This is a genomic window from Streptomyces sp. NPDC028298, from assembly GCF_055565895.1.
In genome coordinates, this window is sequence record NZ_JBVHTL010000004.1 from 524786 (window position 1) to 544667 (window position 19882).

The 19882-nt window shown below is 72.9% G+C and carries 17 protein-coding genes and 1 pseudogene; 11 read left to right on the plus strand and 7 right to left on the minus strand.

Features of this window, described 5'->3' with window-relative positions; genetic code table 11:
• Nucleotides 1-88: 88 nt before the first annotated feature.
• A pseudogene (locus tag ACZ4TO_RS21320) lies at nt 89-565 on the plus strand (hypothetical protein); the annotation flags it as partial.
• A 473-nt stretch (nt 566-1038) separates the two neighbouring features.
• Here the strand turns inward: ACZ4TO_RS21320 and ACZ4TO_RS21325 are convergent.
• From ACZ4TO_RS21325 to ACZ4TO_RS21340, 4 genes are all read right to left on the minus strand, one after another.
• On the minus strand, nt 1039-1659 hold the full coding sequence (locus tag ACZ4TO_RS21325; RefSeq protein WP_382793456.1) for a Maf family protein: 621 nt from the start codon (nt 1657-1659) through the stop codon (nt 1039-1041).
• Between the two features lie 51 nt (nt 1660-1710).
• Nucleotides 1711-1839, minus strand: coding sequence for a morphogenic membrane protein MmpB (mmpB, locus tag ACZ4TO_RS21330; RefSeq protein WP_382793459.1), 129 nt, complete (start codon nt 1837-1839; stop codon nt 1711-1713).
• Between the two features lie 151 nt (nt 1840-1990).
• A complete protein-coding gene (locus ACZ4TO_RS21335) occupies nt 1991-2200 on the minus strand; it encodes an acyl-CoA carboxylase epsilon subunit (RefSeq protein ID WP_382793461.1) in 210 nt (69 codons plus the stop codon).
• Between the two features lie 30 nt (nt 2201-2230).
• Entirely contained in the window at nt 2231-3823 is a 1593-nt protein-coding gene (locus ACZ4TO_RS21340) for an acyl-CoA carboxylase subunit beta (protein ID WP_382793464.1), read from the minus strand.
• Between the two features lie 164 nt (nt 3824-3987).
• On the opposite strand from ACZ4TO_RS21340, the gene ACZ4TO_RS21345 reads away from it, so the two are divergent.
• Both ACZ4TO_RS21345 and ACZ4TO_RS21350 read left to right on the plus strand, forming a co-directional pair.
• Nucleotides 3988-4857 (plus strand): biotin--[acetyl-CoA-carboxylase] ligase, encoded by an 870-nt coding sequence (locus ACZ4TO_RS21345; RefSeq protein WP_385045606.1) that lies wholly within the window; start codon nt 3988-3990, stop codon nt 4855-4857.
• Nucleotides 4858-5654: 797 nt separating this feature from the next.
• Nucleotides 5655-6737 (plus strand): adenylate/guanylate cyclase domain-containing protein, encoded by a 1083-nt coding sequence (locus tag ACZ4TO_RS21350; RefSeq protein ID WP_382793538.1) that lies wholly within the window; start codon nt 5655-5657, stop codon nt 6735-6737.
• Nucleotides 6738-6853: 116 nt separating this feature from the next.
• On the opposite strand, the gene ACZ4TO_RS21355 is transcribed toward ACZ4TO_RS21350, so the two are convergent.
• The gene (locus ACZ4TO_RS21355; protein WP_468024973.1) at nt 6854-8572 is read right to left on the minus strand and encodes a DNA polymerase III subunit gamma/tau domain-containing protein; all 1719 of its coding nucleotides are present in this window, start codon (nt 8570-8572) and stop codon (nt 6854-6856) included.
• Between the two features lie 203 nt (nt 8573-8775).
• Between ACZ4TO_RS21355 and ACZ4TO_RS21360 the strand changes: the two genes are divergently transcribed.
• From ACZ4TO_RS21360 to ACZ4TO_RS21380, 5 genes are all read left to right on the plus strand, one after another.
• Nucleotides 8776-9603, plus strand: coding sequence for an enoyl-CoA hydratase/isomerase family protein (locus ACZ4TO_RS21360; protein WP_382793473.1), 828 nt, complete (start codon nt 8776-8778; stop codon nt 9601-9603).
• Between the two features lie 83 nt (nt 9604-9686).
• Nucleotides 9687-10844 (plus strand): GGDEF domain-containing protein, encoded by a 1158-nt coding sequence (locus ACZ4TO_RS21365; protein WP_382793476.1) that lies wholly within the window; start codon nt 9687-9689, stop codon nt 10842-10844.
• 113 nt (nt 10845-10957) lie between these two features.
• Nucleotides 10958-12496: a histidine ammonia-lyase gene (hutH, locus tag ACZ4TO_RS21370; protein WP_468025060.1), complete on the plus strand. Its 1539-nt coding sequence runs from the start codon at nt 10958-10960 to the stop codon at nt 12494-12496.
• A 243-nt stretch (nt 12497-12739) separates the two neighbouring features.
• On the plus strand, nt 12740-12943 hold the full coding sequence (locus tag ACZ4TO_RS21375) for a cold-shock protein (protein ID WP_361691350.1): 204 nt from the start codon (nt 12740-12742) through the stop codon (nt 12941-12943).
• A 132-nt stretch (nt 12944-13075) separates the two neighbouring features.
• On the plus strand, nt 13076-14887 hold the full coding sequence (locus ACZ4TO_RS21380; RefSeq protein WP_468024974.1) for a DEAD/DEAH box helicase: 1812 nt from the start codon (nt 13076-13078) through the stop codon (nt 14885-14887).
• Nucleotides 14888-15039: 152 nt separating this feature from the next.
• Here the strand turns inward: ACZ4TO_RS21380 and ACZ4TO_RS21385 are convergent, their stop codons facing one another.
• Nucleotides 15040-15792, minus strand: coding sequence for a DUF2625 family protein (locus ACZ4TO_RS21385; protein ID WP_382793481.1), 753 nt, complete (start codon nt 15790-15792; stop codon nt 15040-15042).
• 38 nt (nt 15793-15830) lie between these two features.
• Complete coding sequence (locus ACZ4TO_RS21390) at nt 15831-16223, minus strand: hypothetical protein (protein WP_382793484.1); 393 nt, start codon at nt 16221-16223, stop codon at nt 15831-15833.
• A 110-nt stretch (nt 16224-16333) separates the two neighbouring features.
• On the opposite strand from ACZ4TO_RS21390, the gene ACZ4TO_RS21395 reads away from it, so the two are divergent.
• The 3 genes from ACZ4TO_RS21395 (at nt 16334) to ACZ4TO_RS21405 (ending at nt 19873) form a co-directional block, all read left to right on the plus strand.
• On the plus strand, nt 16334-16678 hold the full coding sequence (locus tag ACZ4TO_RS21395; RefSeq protein WP_382793487.1) for a hypothetical protein: 345 nt from the start codon (nt 16334-16336) through the stop codon (nt 16676-16678).
• Between the two features lie 237 nt (nt 16679-16915).
• Nucleotides 16916-18184: a L,D-transpeptidase gene (locus ACZ4TO_RS21400; RefSeq protein WP_382793490.1), complete on the plus strand. Its 1269-nt coding sequence runs from the start codon at nt 16916-16918 to the stop codon at nt 18182-18184.
• 213 nt (nt 18185-18397) lie between these two features.
• On the plus strand, nt 18398-19873 hold the full coding sequence (locus tag ACZ4TO_RS21405; protein ID WP_385045590.1) for an ABC transporter permease: 1476 nt from the start codon (nt 18398-18400) through the stop codon (nt 19871-19873).
• Nucleotides 19874-19882: the final 9 nt, after the last annotated feature.

Genomic DNA, 19882 nt, shown 5'->3' on the forward strand with positions numbered 1-19882 from the left:
AACCCTTGTCCCTGGGTTTACCCGTTAGTAGCGTTCGGGATGTCTGAGACGTACTTGGGGTAACAGCACGCGGAAGTGGGTGGGGCCGGTGGTACGGAGACCGCTGGTGTGGGTGGCGGCGATCGTGCTTTTCGTGGAGGCGATAGGTATCGCACTCCTCAACTGGTTCCTCGGGGTGGTCGTCGACCGCCAGGACATGTCCATGGCCGGGCTCGACTCCGACATGATGGCGCGGTCGTCGAAGATCGGCGGTCTTGTCTTCGGCCTCTACTTCCTGGCCTGTGCCGTGTCGGCCCTGCTGGTCGCGCTGCGGCAGCGCCCCCCGGGCGTGTTCGGGCGTGTCCTGCTGATCAGCGCCGCCGTGGTGCACGCCCTGCTCGGCGCCTTCACGGTGGGCCTGGTGGGCTGGGGAGCATTCACCTTCATGATGGTGGTGCTCGCGTTGATCGTGTTCACCCTCCTGGCGTACGACGGCCGCGAGACCGGCCCCGTCGACGCCGCGCCGGAGACCGGCGGGACGGGTGACGGCGAGGGCGACGCGGCCGACACGGGGAGCACCGGACCCGACGCGAACGCGGACGGCGCCGGCTCGGGTGAGGGCGTCCCCGCGGGGACCGTCGACCTCGGGAAGGGCTCCGAGCCGAAGGGCGCCGAGGCGGCGACCGGCGACGTGACGGGTGCCGAGGCGAGGGAAGCGGACGACCCGAGGGTCGCGGAGGAGGAGCCCGCGGTCGCGGGGGCGGCTCACTAGGCCACGGGGCCCCGTGACGGCGCCGGGTGGCTCCGGGGCATGGCCCGGGCTCTCAGGCCGTCCTCGGGCGGCTACCGGCCGTCCTCGGGCACGCCCACGAGTCCGCGTGGCCCGGGGGCCGGCTCACCGGCGTCCGGGCGCTCACGTGTGCGCGTGTCCGGACCCCGTCCGCCCCGACCCCGGCACGCCGACCGCCCTGATCCGTACGGGCGTTCCCGTGGCGGAAGGGCGTTCCCGAGGCGGACGGGCGGCGGGGCGGCTCGGTCCGATGCCCGGGCCGGTGGTCCTCACGCCTCCCGGGGCGTCCACAACTCCGTGATGCCCACGCCGAGTTCGCCGAGCAGCCTGCGGACGAGCGGCAGCGAGATGCCGATGACGTTGCCGTGGTCGCCGTCGATGCCCTCGATGAAGGGCGCCGAGCGGCCGTCCAGGGTGAACGCGCCCGCCACGTGCAGGGGTTCGCCCGAGGCGACGTACGCGGCGATCTCCTCGTCGGTCGGTTCGCCGAAGCGGACCACGGTCGAGGCGACCGCGGACTCCCACCGCTTCTGCGCGGTGTCCCAGATGCAGTGCCCCGTCTGGAGCGTGCCCGCCCGGCCGCGCATCGCCTTCCAGCGCGCGGTGGCCTCCTCGGCGTCGGCGGGCTTGCCGAGCGCCTGGCCGTCGAGGTCGAGCACCGAGTCGCAGCCGATCACCAGCGCGCCCTGGACCTCGGGACGGGCCGCCACGACGGAGGCCTTCGCCTCGGCCAGCGCGAGGGCCAGTTCGGCGGGAGTGGGTGCGGTGACGGCGTCCTCGTCGAACCCGCTCACGATCACCTCGGGGGCGAGACCGGCCTGCCGCAGCAGATTGAGCCGGGCGGGAGACTGGGAGGCGAGGACGAGACGGCGGCGCGGCTGATCGGTCATGCGATCAGGGTATCGGCGCCGATCCGCCCCTGCCTCGGCTGCCGGGCGGGTTCAGCCGAGGCCCACCAGGATCATCCCGATCACCATGGCCAGCGCCAGGAGAACGCCCAGGCGTCGCAACATGTCCTGCATGTCGCGGAGATCCTCGGGGGGTTCGTTCTCGGGGTCGGACCACAGCATGCTCCCGATCGTGCGGCGAGGGGGCGGCCCGACGCCTGAGTACGCGTACTCAACTTGCGGACGTCCTGTGAAACCGAGATCCCCCCGGGACGGGTCCGCGGGGGGATCGAGGCGTGGCGCGTGCCTGTGGGGCCGGGCCCCGGGGCGTGTCCTAGCCCGGCCAGTAGCTGCGGCCCCACGACGTCGGGCCCGGCCGGGGGAGCCGGTGCGCGGCGATGCGGGCGGGGTCGGACCAGGAGTCACGCGGCCCGGACGCGCCGGACGGGGCGGACGCCACCGCCGCGGCGCGTGCGCGGACCACCGCCAGTGCGGCGGCCAGCTCCTCAGGGGTCGGATTGCCCCGTACGACCTTGATCGTCATGTCTGCTCCCAGGGTCCTGGTCGGCGGGGTCTAGAGCGGGATGTTGCCGTGCTTCTTCGGAGGCAGGGACGCCCTCTTCGTACGGAGCTGACGCAGGCCGCGCACGACGTGGGAGCGGGTCTGCGACGGCATGATCACCGCGTCGATGTAACCGCGCTCGGCCGCCGTGTACGGGTTCAGCAGCGTGTCCTCGTACTCCTGGATGAGCCGGGCCCGGGTGGCGTCCTGGTCCTCGGCGGCCGCGATGGTGCGGCGGTGCAGGATGTTGACCGCGCCCTGCGCGCCCATGACCGCGATCTGGGAGGTGGGCCAGGCCAGGTTGAGGTCGGCGCCCAGGTGCTTGGAGCCCATGACGTCGTACGCGCCGCCGAAGGCCTTGCGGGTGATGATCGTGATCAGCGGGACGGTCGCCTCGGCGTACGCGTAGATCAGCTTGGCGCCGCGGCGGATGATGCCCGTGTGCTCCTGGTCGACACCCGGCAGGAAGCCGGGCACGTCCACGAAGGTCAGGACGGGCACGTTGAACGCGTCGCACGTCCGCACGAACCGCGCGGCCTTCTCGCTCGCGTCGATGTCCAGACAACCGGCGAACTGCATCGGCTGGTTGGCCACGATGCCGACCGGGTGGCCCTCGACCCGGCCGAAGCCGGTGAGGATGTTCGGCGCGAACAGCGGCTGCGTCTCGAAGAACTCGGCGTCGTCCAGGACGTGTTCGATCACCGCGTGCATGTCGTACGGCTGGTTCGCGCTGTCCGGCACGATCGTGTCCAGCTCACGGTCCTCGTCGGTGAGGGCGAGGTCCGCCTCCTCCGGGAACACCGGGGGCTCGCTGAGGTTGTTGGACGGCAGGTACGACAGCAACTGCTTGACGTACTCGATCGCGTCCTTCTCGTCGCCCGCCATGTGATGGGCCACACCCGACACGGCGTTGTGCGTACGGGCGCCGCCCAGCTCCTCGAAGCCGACGTCCTCGCCCGTCACCGTCTTGATGACGTCGGGACCCGTGATGAACATGTGCGAGGTCTGATCGACCATCACCGTGAAGTCGGTGATGGCGGGGGAGTACACCGCGCCGCCCGCGCAGGGACCGACGACCAGGCTGATCTGCGGGACGACACCCGAGGCGTGCACGTTGCGGCGGAAGATCTCGCCGTACATGCCGAGGGCGCTCACGCCCTCCTGGATCCGGGCGCCGCCCGAGTCGTTGATGCCGATGACCGGGCAGCCGGTCTTCAGCGCGAAGTCCATCACCTTCATGATCTTCTGGCCGAAGACCTCGCCGAGCGCACCGCCGAAAACGGTGAAGTCCTGGGAGAACACGGCGACCGGGCGGCCGTCGACGGTGCCGTAGCCGGTGACCACACCGTCGCCGTACGGGCGGTTCTTCTCCAGGCCGAAGTCCGTCGACCGGTGCCGCGCGAACTCGTCGAACTCGACGAAGGAACCCTCGTCCATCAGCAGTTCGATGCGCTCACGAGCCGTCAGCTTGCCCTTGGCGTGCTGCTTTTCGACGGCGCGCTCCGAGCCGGCGTGCGTCGCTTCCTGGATGCGGCGCTGCAGATCCGCGAGTTTGCCCGCGGTGGTGTGGATGTCGGGGTGGTGCAGCTCTTCCGGCTCGGACATCGGGTTGCGGCTCCCTGCCTGATCTAAGGGGACGTGAGGGTGACTGCTCGGAAAACGCGGTGCTCAGAAGCGGTGCTCAGAAGGGGGGCTTGCTACTCATCCGTAGCGTAGTGGCGTGCCTACCGATCGGCAGTGCGGCGTTTACCACACCTAGGCTGGGTTGCATGACGCCGCGAGATGCAGCAGACGCGAACGACAACCGGTGGTCCGATCTGGACCGTCCGCCGCTGAACGGGGCCGCCCTGCGCCGGGCACTGGTCCGCGACGGCGGCCTGTGGTGCGACGTGGAGGTGGTGGAACGGACCGGGTCGACCAACACCGACCTGGCCGCGGTCGTCACGAGCGAGAAGGGCGCCGACGAGGGCGCCGTCCTCGTGGCCGAGGAACAGAACGCCGGGCGCGGGCGCCTGGACCGCCGGTGGAGCGCGCCGGCCCGCTCCGGCCTCTTCTTCTCCGTGGTGCTGAAGCCCACCGGAGTCCCCGTCGAGCGCTGGGGCTGGCTGCCGCTGCTCACCGGCGTGGCCGTCGCCACGGCCCTCTCGCGCTCCGCGGGCGTCGACACCGCCCTCAAGTGGCCCAACGACCTGCTGGTCACCGTGGACGGAGAGGAACGCAAGGCCGGGGGCATCCTCGCCGAGCGCGCGGGAAGCGACGCGGTCGTCGTCGGGATCGGCGTCAACGTGACGCTGCGCGCGGACGAACTGCCCGTGCCCGGCGCCGGATCGCTGGTGATGGCGGGCGCGACGACCACGGACCGTGACACCGTGCTGCGGGCCGTGCTCCGCTCCCTGGAGCAGTGGTACGTGCGCTGGCGGGATGCGGGCGGCGACCCAGTCGCGTCCGGCCTCCAGGAGACGTACGCGGCCGGATGCGCGACGCTCGGGCGCTCGGTGCGGGCCGAACTGCCCGGCGGCCGGGCGGTCGTCGGCGAGGCGGTGGCCCTGGACGGGGACGGCCGGCTCGTCATCGCGACCGCCGACGGAGTGCGGGAGCCGGTGGGCGCCGGAGACGTGGTGCACCTGCGCCCCGCCTGAGCCGACGCCCCGCCGAGCCAACGCCCTGCCTGAGCCGCTGCTCTGCCTGAGCCGCTGCTCCGCCCGGGCCGCTGCTCCGCCCGGGCGCGCGCCCCGCAGAGCCGGCCCTCCGCCTGAGCCCGCGCCCCGCTGAGCCGACGCCCCGCCTGGACCGGCCCGCCCCCGTCTGAGCCGACGCCCGCCGCCCCGATCCCCCACGCGTGCCACGCGCCGACCGGGCGGTCGGTGGTCCGGGCGGCGGGAGGTCCGGCGGCGCGGTGCCCGGGAACTCCCCGGCGGCGCGGTGCGGCGGGTGGGGCGAGGGTGTGGCCGGTGGGGCGGGTGACGGCCCGGGACGGGCGAGTGGTCCAGACCTTCGGTGGCTCTCGGGCCTCGCTCCCGCCATCGGGAGTGAGCCAGCGCACACCTGCCGTAGAGTTGAGCGCGGTCGAACCTGACCACGGCAGATCGGAAGGGCAGCAGGAGTGACCGTCGACGACACCGGCTCCGGCACGGGTGCCCACCCCGCCCCCGGCGGCGAGCCCGGCCGTACCGCCGGGCCGGTCACGGACGCGACACCCGCACGGGCGGCCGCGGCCGGCGAGGCCCGGCACGAGGCCCGTCCCGACGCCGGGACCGGCACCCGCCCGAACCACCGCCCGGACGACCGCGAGGGCGCGGGAACCGGCCTCTCCGGCGAGGAGCTCGTCCCCGCGGGAAGCCGTCCCCGAGGCGACGACCACGACCACGGCACGGCCGGCGACAGCGGCGCGCGGCCGGAGGTCCGGCCCGACGCGCGGCACGAGGCGAACGGCCGGGTGGACCCCCAGGCCGAACCGGACTCCGAGGGCGACCCGCTCGCGCTGCGCCTGGAGGGGCTGATCCTCGGCGCCGAGCGGCGCTACACCCCGTTCCAGGCCGCCCGCAGCGCGGGCGTGTCCATGGAGCTGGCCTCCCGCTTCTGGCGGGCGATGGGCTTCGCGGACATCGGCCAGGCCAAGGCGCTGACCGAGGCGGACGTGCTCGCCCTGCGCCGCCTCGCCGGTCTCGTCGAGGCGGGCCTGCTCAGCGAGGCCATGGCCGTCCAGGTCGCCCGCTCCACCGGGCAGACCACCGCCCGTCTGGCCGAATGGCAGATCGATTCCTTCCTGGAGGGTCTGACCGAGCCCCCGGAGCCGGGTATGACCCGCACCGAGGTGACGTACCCGCTGATCGAGCTGCTCCTGCCCGAGCTGGAGGAGTTCCTCGTCTACGTCTGGCGCCGCCAGCTCGCTGCGGCCACCGGCCGGGTCGTGCAGGCGGCGGACGACGAGGAGATGGTCGACCGCCGTCTCGCCGTCGGCTTCGCCGACCTCGTCGGCTTCACCCGGCTGACGCGCCGCATGGAGGAGGAGGAGCTCGGCGAGCTCGTCGAGGCCTTCGAGACGACTGCGGCGGACCTGGTGGCGGCCCACGGGGGCCGGCTCATCAAGACCCTCGGCGACGAGGTGCTCTACTCCGCGGACGACGCCGGTGTCGCCGCCGAGATCGCGCTGCGGCTCATCGAGACGATGGCGAACGACGAGACGATGCCGGAGCTGCGCGTCGGCATCGCCTTCGGCACGGTCACCACCCGGATGGGCGACGTGTTCGGTACGACCGTGAACCTGGCGAGCCGGCTGACGTCGATAGCGCCGCGCGACGCCGTGCTCGTCGACGGCGCCTTCGCCGAGGAGCTGACCCGCACCGGTGACGCGCCGGCCTCCGAGGCGGAGGCCGCCGAGGCCGCGGCCGCCGCGGAGAAGGAGGGCGAGGAGCCCCCCTCGTACCGCTTCGCGCTCCAGCCGATGTGGCAGCGGCCCGTGCGAGGGCTCGGTGTCATCGAGCCGTGGCTGCTGGCCCGCCGGTCCGAGGACGCGTAGCACCTTCAGGCCGCCGTCCGGCCTCTACGGGTCACCGCTCGGCCTCTACGGGGCACTGCTCGACCTCTTTCGGTTCACCGTTCGGCCTCTTGGGGCCACGGCTCGGCCTCTCCCGCTCACTGTGCGTCCTGGCCGGACGACAGCAGGCCGTTCACGCAGATCCCCACGATCGGTACGCACACGCCCGGCTGCTGGTGGGACGGCGCCGTGGCGCTCGGGCTCGGGGACGGGGTGTGCCGCGGTGGCTCGGCGGGCGCGGTGGCCGGCGGGGTCGGCCGCGCGGCCGGCGGGGTCGTCGCGGGGGCCGTGGGGATGCCCGTGCTGCCCCCGGTCCCCGGCGTGGCCGCGGGGGCCGCGCCGTGAGCGGCCGGGACCGTGCCGGCCGGTGTGCGCACCGAGGCCGGGATCCCGCTCGTGTCCGAGGTGGGCGCCGGGCTCGTCCCGCCCATCGCGGGGCTCGCCGGCGCGGCTCCGGCCTGCGTGGGTGAGGGCATCGCCGCGACGGTGGGGACGGCGTCGTCGCCCGCCGTGTCGTTGTCCGTGGCGGTCGCGACCGGTTCGGCCTCCGCGTGCCCCCCGTCCGCGCTCCCGGTCACCGCGTCCGGCGTCATCCGGGTGAGGCTCAGCACCCCGGCGGCGAGCGCGAGCCCTCCCGCGGCGAAGAGCACGCGGCGGCGACGGGGCTTGCGGTGCCGGCCCCGGACGACCCGCAGCCGGACGGGCGCGGGCTCGTCGCCTCCGGGGGTGTACGCGGCCCCGCTCGCGCCGCCCGACCGCGGCGCCGGAACGATCCCTCGCCCTCCGACCTCGGTCTCCGGCGAGACCCGCACCCCCGCGCGCCCAGCACCCCCGGCCTCCGCCACGCGAGCCGTGGTTCCGGCTTCCGTCCGCCCGGCGTCGGCGGTGATCGCGACCGCGCGCACCGTGCCTCCGGGCTCCGTCCGTCGGGTGTCGGTCGTGATCGCGGCCGCGCGCACCGTGGTTCCGGCTTCTGTCCGTCGGGCGTCCGTGGTGATCGTGGCCGCGCGCACCGTGGGTCCGGCTTCTGTCCGCTCGGCGTTCGAGGCGTCTCCGGCGGCGCGCGTCGTGTCTCCGGTCTCCGTCGGCCGGGCGTCCGGGGTACGGGTGGTCGTCGGTGCCTCGGCCCGCGTCTCGGCGCCGTGCCCGCCCGTCGCGTCCTCGCCCGCGGCGCTTCCGGCTTCCGGCCCGTCGACGCGGTCCGCGCCCGTCGTGTCTCCTGCTTCCGGCGCCTGGGTGCCGGCCGCGGCGGTGGACACTCGGGTCTCGGCTTCGCGGGCGCTCGTCCCGGCTGCGGCGGCGGGGGCCTTGGCCCCCGTCTCCGGTCCCTGGCCGGCCGTCGCGGCCCCGGTCCCACGCGTGGGCGTGCCCGGAGCGCCGGGGGCCCAGACCTTCGCGGCCCTGTCCGGTGCGGTTCCGGTCTTCGAGGTGGCGGGGGCGGGTGCGGCGGCCTGCGGGGACGGGGTACGAGCCCCGGTGCCGCCCGTCCTCCGGGTCACCGCCGTGTCGACGTCGGCCCGCTTCCTGGCGGCCGCCAGGATGGCGCCCATGCGGGCGGTGGGCGTCTTCACGGTGGGCGCGTCCGGCGCGGCGGCACCCGACGCGGTGGGGGCCGGCATCGCCCTGTTGAGCGGCGTGACCCGGATCCACCGGTCGTCCGCCGCCGAGGGCCCCTCCGCCGCGGCGGAGGGGCGACGGTCGGGCGCCGTGTCCGCTCCGGCGGCCTCGGAGGCCCCCCGCTGGGCGGGCGGTCGCGTGAGTGTCGGTCGTGGGCCCGGCCGGGTGCCGGCGGCCTGCGGTGTCTCGCGGTTCGTCATGGTCGTCCCTCCCCGGTGAGCCGGTGTCCCTGATGCGCTGCGGCGGTGCGCAGGTTATGCACCCGCTGAGGGCGGCGAAACGAAGTTCGACGACATGTCACTCGAACGAGGAGGTACGGGCCGAGGGGGCGGGTTTCGCCGGACGGCACCTGCTGCGATGATCGGGGCATCGATTGTTAACCCGCGTTAACCGGGAGGGTGTCATGGCGCAGCAAGAGGCGGACCAGGTGACGGAGCCGGGCGAGCGGAGGTTCGGCGAGTTCGTGGCCGTGCGGCGGCACGGTCACGTCGCCGAGCTCGTCCTCGACCGGCCCAAGGCCATGAACGCCGTGTCCACGGACATGGCGCGGTCGATCGCCGGCGCCTGTGACGCCCTCGCCGCCGACCGGGACGTCCGCGTGGTGGTCCTGACCTCCACGCACGAGCGCGCCTTCTGCGTCGGCGCCGACCTGAAGGAGCGCAACTCCTTCACGGACGCCGAGCTGGTGCGGCAGCGGCCCCTCGCGCGATCCGCGTACACCGGGGTCCTGGAGCTGCCGATGCCGACCGTCGCCGCCGTGCACGGCTTCGCGCTGGGCGGCGGGTTCGAGCTGGCGCTGTCCTGCGACGTGATCGTGGCCGACCGTACGGCGGTCGTCGGACTGCCCGAGGTGTCCGTCGGCGTGATTCCCGGGGGCGGCGGCACGCAGCTTCTGCCGCGCCGGGTCGGAGCCGCGCGCGCCGCCGAGCTCATCTTCTCGGCGCGGCGTCTGGAGGCCGCCGAGGCGCGGGAGTTGGGGCTGGTGGACGAGCTGGTGGAGGCGGGGCGGGACACGGAGGAGGCGCTGGCCCTGGCCGCCCGGATCGCCGCGAACTCGCCGGTCGGGCTGCGCGCCGCCAAGCGGGCCCTGCGCCTCGGCCAGGGACTCGATCTGCGCGCCGGTCTGGAGGTCGAGGACGCGGCCTGGCGGTCCGTCGCCTTCTCCGGGGACCGTGCGGAGGGTGTCGCCGCGTTCAACGAGAAGCGCAAGCCGGAGTGGCCGGGGGAGTAGTCCCGGGATCCGGACCTCGTGGCCGTACCCCTGTTCGCCCCGCTGATGTCCCAATTATGGGCAAATATACCTAGCCTGGGGTGATGGGTGGTGAGGACAGTCGGCTGAGGGCCGTGGTGACGCTGGCGCAGGGGATGGCGGCGGCGCACACCCCGCGGGAGTCGTGGCGGGCCGCGGCGCTCGGCGCGTGCCACGCGCTGGCCGGGAGCTTCGCCGCGCTCTCTGTGTGGGAGCGCGAACTCGGCCGGCTGCGCGTGCTGGCCAACGTGGGCGAGCGCGCCCCGGGCGAGGACGAGTTCCCCGACGGGGAGGCCTACCCGGTGCACCAGTTCCCGGAGATCACCGAGTTCCTGCACGAGCGCTGGGCGGGCGGCGGCGAGCCGAACGCCTGGGTCGAGACCGCCGACGGCCCCGCGGTCGGCGCCTTCGGGTACTGCCACCAGCGCGTGGCGGCACTGCGCAGGCGTGGCCGCGGCTGCTGCGTCGTCGCGCCGATCGTGCTGCACGGGCGGGCCTGGGGCGAGCTCTACGTCGCCCGTTCGGCGGGTGCGCCGGTCTTCGGTCCCGAGGACGCCGACTTCGCGACCGTCCTCGCCTCCGTCGTCGCGGCCGGGATAGCGCAGACCGAGCGGCTGGAGGAGGCCCGGCGCCTCGCCTACACCGACTCCCTGACCGGGCTGGCCAACCGCCGCGCGGTGGACGTACGGCTGGAGGAGGCCGTGGAACGGCACCGGGAGGACGGTTCCGTGGTCAGCCTGGTCGTCTGCGACCTCAACGGACTCAAGCGCGTCAACGACACCCGCGGGCACGCCGTCGGCGACCGGCTCCTCGAACGGTTCGGATCGGTGCTCTCGCTGTGCGGGGCCATGCTCCCGGGCACCCTCGCCGCACGGCTGGGCGGCGACGAGTTCTGTCTGCTCGCGGTGGGCCCGACGGCGGACGAGGTGGTGCGGATCGCCGGTGAACTGTGCTGCCGGGCGTCGGAGTTGGAGCTCGGCGAGGGGGTGGCGTGCGGGGTCGCCTCGACCGGGGACGCGATCGGGCCCGTACGGTCGGCGCGGCGGTTGTTCCGGCTGGCGGACGCGGCCCAGTACCGGGCGAAGGCCGTCCGGGCCGCGAAGCCGGTGGTCGCCGGGCGCGAGGGCCCGGACGATCCCGTCGTACGCCTCGCGGACACGCCCCCGCCCACGGCGGGCGAACGCCGCAGGTTCCGCGGACGGCACGACAAGCCCCGCACATGACGCGCACCGGCGCGCCAGGCCCCCGGCGTTGTGACGTACGCCGGAGTAAGGGGTCAACCCGCCGCCCACTAGTGACATCATCGAATTCACTGCGTACGCTCCTGAATATGGATATGCACACTGTGGTGGTGGGGACGTCCGGAGTGACCGCGTCCGACGTTCTCGCCGTGGCGCGCGAAGGCGCCCGGATCGAGCTCTCCGGCGAGGCGGTGGCGGCCCTCGCCGCGGCCCGCGAGATCGTGGACGCGCTGGCCGCGAAGCCGGAGCCCGTCTACGGCGTCTCCACCGGTTTCGGCGCCCTGGCGACCCGGCACATCAGCCCGGAACTGCGCGCCCAGTTGCAGCGCAACATCGTCCGCTCGCACGCCGCCGGCATGGGCCCGCGCGTCGAGCGCGAGGTCGTCCGCGCGCTGATGTTCCTGCGGCTCAAGACCGTCTGCTCGGGACACACCGGTGTGCGGCCCGAGGTCGCGCAGACCATGGCGGACATCCTGAACGCGGGCATCACCCCGGTCGTCCACGAGTACGGCTCGCTCGGCTGCTCCGGCGACCTCGCGCCGCTGTCCCACTGCGCCCTGACCCTGATGGGCGAGGGCGACGCCGAAGGCCCCGACGGCGTCGTGCGCCCCGCGGGCGAGCTGCTCGCCGAGGCCGGCATCGCCCCCGTCGAGCTGCGCGAGAAGGAGGGCCTCGCCCTCCTCAACGGCACCGACGGCATGCTCGGCATGCTGGTCATGGCCCTCGCCGACCTGGAGACGCTCTACAAGTCGGCCGACGTCTCCGCCGCGCTCTCCCTCGAAGCGCTCCTCGGCACGGACAAGGTCCTCGCCCCCGAACTGCACGCCATCCGCCCGCACCCCGGCCAGAGCGCCAGCGCCGCCAACATGCTGGCCGTGCTGAAGGGCTCGGAGCTCACCGGCCACCACCAGGACGACGCCCCGCGCGTCCAGGACGCCTACTCCGTGCGCTGTGCCCCGCAGGTCGCCGGCGCCGGCCGTGACACCCTCGCTCACGCCCGCACGGTCGCCGAGCGCGAGCTGGCCGCCGCCGTCGACAACCCGGTCGTGCTGCCCGACGGACGCGTCGAGTCGAACGGCAACTTCCACGGCGCCCCCGTCGCCTACGTCCTCGACTTCCTCGCCATCGCCGCCGCCGACCTCGGCTCGATCGCCGAGCGCCGCACCGACCGGCTGCTCGACAAGAACCGCAGCCACGGCCTGCCGCCGTTCCTCGCGGACGACGCCGGCGTCGACTCGGGCCTGATGATCGCCCAGTACACGCAGGCCGCCCTGGTCAGCGAGATGAAGCGGCTCGCCGTCCCGGCGTCCGCGGACTCCATCCCCTCCTCCGCCATGCAGGAGGACCACGTGTCCATGGGCTGGTCGGCGGCGCGCAAGCTGCGCACCTCCGTCGACAACCTCACCCGGATCGTGGCCATCGAGCTGTACGCCGCCACCCGCGCCATCGAACTGCGCGAGGGCCTGACCCCGGCCCCGGCCTCGCGGGCGGTCATCGACGCGGTCCGCGCGGCCGGCGTCCAGGGCCCCGGCCCGGACCGCTTCCTCGCCCCCGACCTGGCGGCGGCGGACGCGTTCGTGCGCGCGGGCGGCGTGGTGGCCGCGGTGGAGCCGGTGACCGGCCCGCTGGCGTAGCGGAGTCCGTCGTGTGGGCCGGGTGTGTCCCGGCCCACACGACGGGATGTGTCCCGGCCCACACGCCTCGCCTCGCCCTCTGATATCGGGGTGTGCTACTGTCTCATTGATACGTTTTTGGTACCCATTTACTTTGTGCGCCTGATCGGAATCCTCCGCAGGCGCGTTTTGTTTTACCGGCATCTCCGGCATTACCCGGTGCATCTCCGGATGGGGGCCCAACTACCTGTTCAGGAGAACAACATGGCTACTGGCACCGTGAAGTGGTTCAACTCGGAAAAGGGCTTCGGCTTCATCGAGCAGGACGGCGGCGGCCCCGACGTCTTCGCCCACTACTCGAACATCGCCAGCTCCGGCTTCCGTGAGCTCATCGAGGGCCAGAAGGTCTCCTTCGAGGTCACGCAGGGCCAGAAGGGCCTGCAGGCGGAGAACATCGTTCCCGCCTAGTTCGAACGCGCTTTTCCAGAGCCGGGTCCCGCACCTTCGGGTGCTGGACCCGGCTCAGCGCTGTGACAGCTCATGCAGTCGGTGAGCGCTGTGTGTGCAGTCCGTGGGCCCAGGAAGGAAACCAGATCCAGCATGACTCGATCCGAACGTCCCGTCCGTAAGCGGCCGGCGCACGCACGTGCCGCGCAGTCCGGCGGCTCCGCGAAGAGCGCGGGCCGGGGAGCCGGCCGTGCCGGCGCCCGCAAGGTCGCGCCTCCGCAGGAGTTCTCCCTGCCCGAGACGATCACGCCGGCGCTGCCCGCGGTCGAGTCCTTCGACGCGCTGGACATGCCCGCCGCCCTGACGAAGACCCTCGCGGCCCAGGGCGTCACCGAGCCGTTCCCCATCCAGGGCGCCACCCTGCCCAACTCCCTCGCCGGGCGCGACGTGCTCGGCCGGGGACGCACCGGCTCCGGCAAGACGCTCGCCTTCGGGCTCGCGCTCCTCGCCCGCACCGCCGGCCGCCGCGCCGAGCCGCGCCACCCGCTCGCGCTCGTCCTGGTGCCCACGCGCGAACTCGCCCAGCAGGTCGACGACGCGCTGACGCCGTACGCCACCGCGGTCAACCTGCGCGTGGCCACGGCCGTCGGCGGGATGTCGATCGGCCGCCAGGCCGGCACGCTGCGCCGCGGTGTCGAGGTCCTCGTGGCCACCCCCGGGCGGCTGAAGGACCTCATCGAGCGGGGCGACTGCGCCCTCGGCCAGGTCGCGATCACCGTGCTGGACGAGGCCGACCAGATGGCCGACATGGGCTTCATGCCGCAGGTCACCGCGCTGCTCAAGCAGGTCGAGCCGGGCGGCCAGCGGCTGCTCTTCTCGGCCACGCTCGACAAGAACATCGACCGGCTCGTCAAGATGTTCCTCACCGACCCCGTCGTGCACTCCGTCGACCCGTCCGCGGGCGCGGTGACGACCATGGAGCACCACGTGCTCCACGTAGCCGACGAGACCGACAAGAAGGCGGTCGCGCTGCGCATCGCCGCCCGTGACGGCCGCGTGATCCTCTTCGTCGACACCAAGCGTGGCGCCGACCGCTTCACCAAGCGGCTGCTCGCCAGCGGTGTCCGGGCCTCCGCCCTGCACGGCGGGCGCAGCCAGCCGCAGCGCAACCGCACCCTCGACCAGTTCAAGAACGGTCAGGTCACCGCGCTCGTCGCCACCAACGTGGCGGCCCGCGGCATCCACATCGACGACCTCGACCTCGTGGTCAACGTCGACCCGCCGACCGACCACAAGGACTACCTCCACCGCGGCGGCCGTACCGCCCGCGCGGGGGAGTCCGGCAGTGTCGTCACCCTGGTGCTGCCCGAGCAGAAGCGTGAGATGACGCGGCTGATGGCGGACGCGGGCATCACGCCGCGCACCGCCCGCGTGAAGTCCAGCGACGAGGAGCTCGCCCGTCTCACCGGCGCCCGTGAGCCTTCCGGCGTCCCGGTCGTCATCGAGGTCCCGCAGCCGGTCGAGCAGCCGAAGGCGCGGCCCAAGACGCGGCGTGCCACCGGTGGCGGGGCCCGCCGCCCGGCGGTCGCCGACGGCGGCACGGCCGGACGCGCGAGCACCGGTTCCGACGGCCAGGCCCGCCGCAGGCGCGCCGGTCGTCCGGCCACGGACGCGGGCGCCGCGACGGGCGGCACGCCCGCCGGACGCCGCACGGGCACCGGCGCCGGCCGTCGCGCGGAAGCGGGCGGAGCGGCCGCGGGCCGCCGCACCGAGACCGGTGGCGCCGGAAGCCGTCGTACGGACGCGGGTGCCGGCGCGGGTCGTCGTGGCGAGGCCTCCGGCGGCGCCGGTCGCCGTACGGACGCCGGTGGTGGCGCGGGCGCGGGTCGCTCCGGCGGCCGCGGGCGTGCCGCGCAGCGCGGCGGCCAGAACGGCGCCCAGGGCGGCGGCCGCAGGGCCGCCTGACCGGCGCGGGTCCGACCCGCTCAGACATCGTGGCCCCGTAACCCCCTGGCAGGCGCCGGGGGTTGCGGGGCCTTCGTGTCAGCGGCCGTTTCCCGGGCGGGAGATCGGCCCGCACGGCCGGCCGAGCCGTGACCGGCCCGTGCCGCGCTGGTTCAGACGTCGCCGAGGAAGCCCGGGTCCACCCCGTCCAGCTTCAGGGCGAAGTCCCGGTGCAGGCCGAGGATCTCGGCCAGCGGCACCGCACGGCGGCTGGTCGACATGAGGTCGCGCCGCGCCTCCGCCGACCACAGGAACGGCACCACGGACAGCCCCTGGGTGCCCGTGAGGGCTCCGGACTCGGCCCGCCAGCCGGGCCAGCGCAGCGTGTCGTAGAACTGGTCCGTGCCCTCGCGCAGGAGCCACTGGAGCCATTCCCCGTGGCCCACTTCGAGCGACTCCCACTTCAGTGAGTCGGGCGCGAAGTACACGACCTCGCCGGGGCGACCGGGACGTCCCACCGACTCGGGGTCGGGGCCGTTGAGGACGAACGCCCCGCCCAGCACGTCGTGGCCGACGACGAGCCCGCCGTCCCGCGGGCGCCAGGCCGGATCGAAGTACTCGGGGAACTCGTTGACCTCGGCCAGCGAGGGCAGGTCCGTCGAGCCGCCCGGCAGCCCCGTCGAGGAGTCCTCGGCCGGGCTGCCGTAGATCCGCAGCCATCCGCTGTCCAGCACCACGCCGCCGCAGTTGAGCACCATCCCGCCCAGCCAGGACCGTGCCGTGACCTGGAGTTGGAGCAGGCTCGCGCGGGCCAGGTCCGGGTCCACGGGGGGAACCTCCATGGACACCCCGCTGGCGGCGAGCGCCTTGGACAGCAGGGGCCAGGCCGGTTCCTCGACGTCCGTCAGCTCGCTCAGCTCTCGCATGGCTTCCCCGTGGGTTGTCCGGAATGCGGTCGGTGCGCTCAGTAGGCAATCATGCGCTCTCGGCGCACGGAGTAGGCCACGAATCCGGCGCCCAGGCCCAGGAAGAGCGTGCCGCCGACGAGATAGGGCGTGGTGTCCACGGCGCCGGTGTCCGCGAGCCGGGTCCCGTCGTCACCGGACAGCGCGCTCGGCCCGGTGCCGTCGGAGAGCGCGCTCGGCGCGCTGCCGTCGGAGGCCGTACGGGATCCGGTGTCGCCCGAACCGGCGGACATCCGTGTCGTCGCGCTGACGGCCGGTGCCGCGGACGCCGAGGCCGTCGCGCCCGGTGACGGGACGTCCTGGGTCGCGTTGGCGGACGGGACGAACCACAGGGCACCCAGGAGGGTCCCCGCTGCGGTGGCGGTCAGCAACGATCGACGTGCGGCGGACACGAAATATCGATCCCCTTGTGGCGCTTGCGAATTGGCCGTGCGGGCCGATGCTAATGAAAGGCGCGGGTCGTGGGAAAGTCGCGCATGCCACGGGCCGTACGCTCCCTCCCATGAGTACCCCTGAGACCTCACAATTTGTCCGGCTTCGTGTAGAACTCGTCCTGGAGATCGGCGACGCCGACGCCGTCACCCGGGCCGCGCTGGGCCGGATCAGCGACGACGCGGACATGCCGGCCGATGAACGGGCCCACGCGGAAGGCGCAGTGACGGAAGACACTGCGGAAGCCCTGGCCTATCTCGTCGACCCGTTCGACCTGGTCAGCGAGGTGCCCGGCGTCGAGCTCGCGCAGGCCTCGTGGAGCAGCGAGCCCGTCGACTACGATCCCGATTCGCCGGATTGGGACATCGACGAGGATGATGCCGAAGAGGACGACGAGGAAGACGTGCGCGGCTGACGCGGTCCGGGGGGTGTGACCCCGGCCGGTGACCGCCGTCCGGGGCTTCTTGCCCCTGGCGTGGCACGGCCGCCTCCGCACCCCCGGCACCAACCCTCCGTACCGTCTCGGTCCTTGCGCCCGGACAGGGCGGACGTGGTGTGGGCCACACTTCCGAGGGAAGTGGAACGGGAGTAACCGGTTGTGGCGTTCTTAGTGGTTACGGGGCTCCCGTGGTCCTTTCGGGAATCGGCGACGATGGAGAAGCGTGTGATGACGATCAGTAAGCGGCGCAGGCGTCTTGTGGCGGCGTCCGCACTGCTCGGCGGGGTGCTGGTGCTCTCTGCGTGCAGCGGAGGCGACGACAAGGCCGGCACGTCGGGCGGCGGCGACTCCACGTCGCAGGCCAAGGTCGACGAGGCCGCGGCCAAGAAGACGTCCGAGGCCCTGATCAAGATCACGCCCAAGGACGGCTCCGACAACGCCTCGATCAACAACGGCACCGCCGTCACGGTCAGCAAGGGCACGCTCACGTCCGTCACGATGAAGACCGCGTCCGGCACCGCCGTCGCCGGTCAGATATCGGCGGACAAGAAGAGCTGGAAGCCGCTGAACCGCCTCGAGCGCGCCACCACGTACAAGATCGCCGCCGAGGCCGCCGACTCCGAGGGCCGCACTGCCCACGAGAACGCGTCGTTCACCACGGTCTCCCCCGCCAACAGCTTCATCGGCAACTTCACGCCCGAGGACGGCTCCACCGTCGGCGTCGGCATGCCGGTCTCGATCAACTTCGACAAGGCGATCACCAACAAGTCCGCGGTGCAGAAGGGGATCACCGTCTCCTCCAGCAGCGGCCAGGAGGTCGTCGGGCACTGGTTCAACGCCAACCGCCTGGACTTCCGCCCGCAGGACTACTGGACCGGCGGCTCCACCGTCACCCTCAAGCTGAACCTCGACGGGGTCCAGGGCGCGAGCGGTGTCTACGGAGTGCAGCAGAAGACGGTCACCTTCAAGATCGGCCGCAACCAGGTCTCCATCGTCGACGCCAAGACCAAGACGATGCAGGTCACCCAGGACGGCAAGGTCGTCAAGACCATCCCGATCTCCGCGGGCGCGCCGGACCACACCACGTACCAGGGCCAGATGGTGATCTCCCAGAAGTTCAAGGAGACCCGGATGGACGGCTCGACCGTCGGCTTCACGAACGACGACGGCAAGGGCGAGTACGACATCAAGGACGTGCCGCACGCCATGCGTCTGTCGAACTCCGGCACCTTCATCCACGGCAACTACTGGGGCGCGAAGTCCATCTTCGGTTCCGTCAACACCAGCCACGGCTGTGTCGGTCTGTCCGACACCAAGGGCGCCAACGACGCCAACACCCCCGCCGCGTGGTTCTTCAACCACTCGCTGATCGGTGACGTCGTCGTCGTCAAGAACACCGGCGACAAGACCATCGCCCCGGACAACGGCCTCAACGGCTGGAACCTGGACTGGGCGGCCTGGAAGGCCGGTTCGGCCGTCTGACCCGGGACGTGACGGCCCGAACCGGGCCGGCACCGTCCGGCGGACCGGCCGAGGCCGGGACGCGAGAGAGCGAACACCGATGCGGCGGTGGCCCCCAGGGGCCGCCGCCGCATCGGCGTCTCCCAACGATTTCTGGGCCCGGCCACAGCCTTCTCATGCTTCTCTTATTTCGGCCTTATTCCTTCATCACGCGCCGTAACTAGCTTGCGGCGCATGTTCTTCACCTACCTGAGGCGCGAACTGCGCCGCCGCAGAAAGGCGGCCCTCGTCGTCGCCTCCGGGCTCGCCCTGGGCATAGCCCTGGTCATCGTGGTCAGTTCCGTGTCCTCCGGCATGGAGAAGGCCCAGGGCAAGGTCCTGCAGTCGCTGTACGGGCTCGGGACCGACATGACGGTCACCAAGGCCGCCGCCGCCCAGAGCACCAGCGACCGTCCCCGCTTCAACTTCGACGCGAAGGACAGCGATTCCGACAAGGAGCAGAGCAGCGACCGCGTCATGGTCCAGGGCTTCCAGACCCTGCCCTCCTCGACCGTCTCCAAGGTCGACGCGCAGAAGGGCGTCGCGGACTCCGTCGGCGGCCTGAGCCTCCAGGTCATCCGTATCAACGGCCAGTTCACCCGCGGCCAGTTCAAGCAGGACCCGAACAGCAGCAGCGGCGGCGGCAACCGGCAGGGCGGCCCCGGGGCCCAGCAGTCCCCGCAGGGCCGCGTCGAGGGCGGCGGCGCCAACTTCGACGTCAACAACTACTCGGTCTACGGCACCGACGTCACCAAGCCGGCCCTCGGCCCGCTGACCTCGTCGAAGATCACCAGCGGTCGTACGTTCAAGACCACCGAGACGAACGCCAAGGTGGCCGTCGCGGACACGTCGTACGCCAAGGAGAAGAAGCTCAAGCTCGACGGCACCGTCACCGTCAAGGGCGTCAAGTACAAGATCATCGGCATCGCGACGCCCGACAGCGGCGACGCGGCGGCGAACCTCTACATCCCGCTCCAGCAGGCGCAGACGCTCAGCGACTCCAAGAACAAGGTCACGACGATCTACGTCAAGGCCTCGGACTCGCAGCAGATCGCCGGCGTCAAGAGCACCATCCAGAAGAACATCTCCGGCACGACGGTCACCACCTCCGCCGACCTCGCGGACACGGTCTCCGGCTCGCTGTCCACCGCCTCCGACCTCGCCTCCAACGTCGGCAAGTGGCTGTCGATCGCGGTGCTCGTGGCCGCGTTCCTGGTCGCCGGCCTGCTCACCTCCTCCGCCGTCTCCCGCCGTGTCCGTGAGTTCGGCACCCTCAAGGCGCTCGGCTGGAAGTCGAGCCGCGTGACCCGCCAGGTGGTCGGCGAGGCCGTCGTCAACGGCCTGGTCGGCGGTGTCCTCGGCATCGCCCTCGGCCTCGCGGGCGCCTACGTCGTCACCGAGATCAGCCCCAACCTCCAGGCCCAGGTGGCGAGCGCGGGCCGTGGCGGTCCGGGCGGAGGCGGCTTCGGCGGCGGGGGCGGCGGCTTCGCCGGCCCGGCCCGCCAGAGCGCCTCCAAGGCCCTCGACGTCGCGCTCACCGCGCCCGTCAGCGTCAACACCATCGTCATCGCGGTGGGCCTGGCCGTGGCCGGAGGCCTGATCGCCGGTGCCTTCGGCGGCTGGCGCGCCTCCCGGCTGCGCCCCGCCGACGCCCTGCGCCGCGTCGAATAAGCCCCGCCC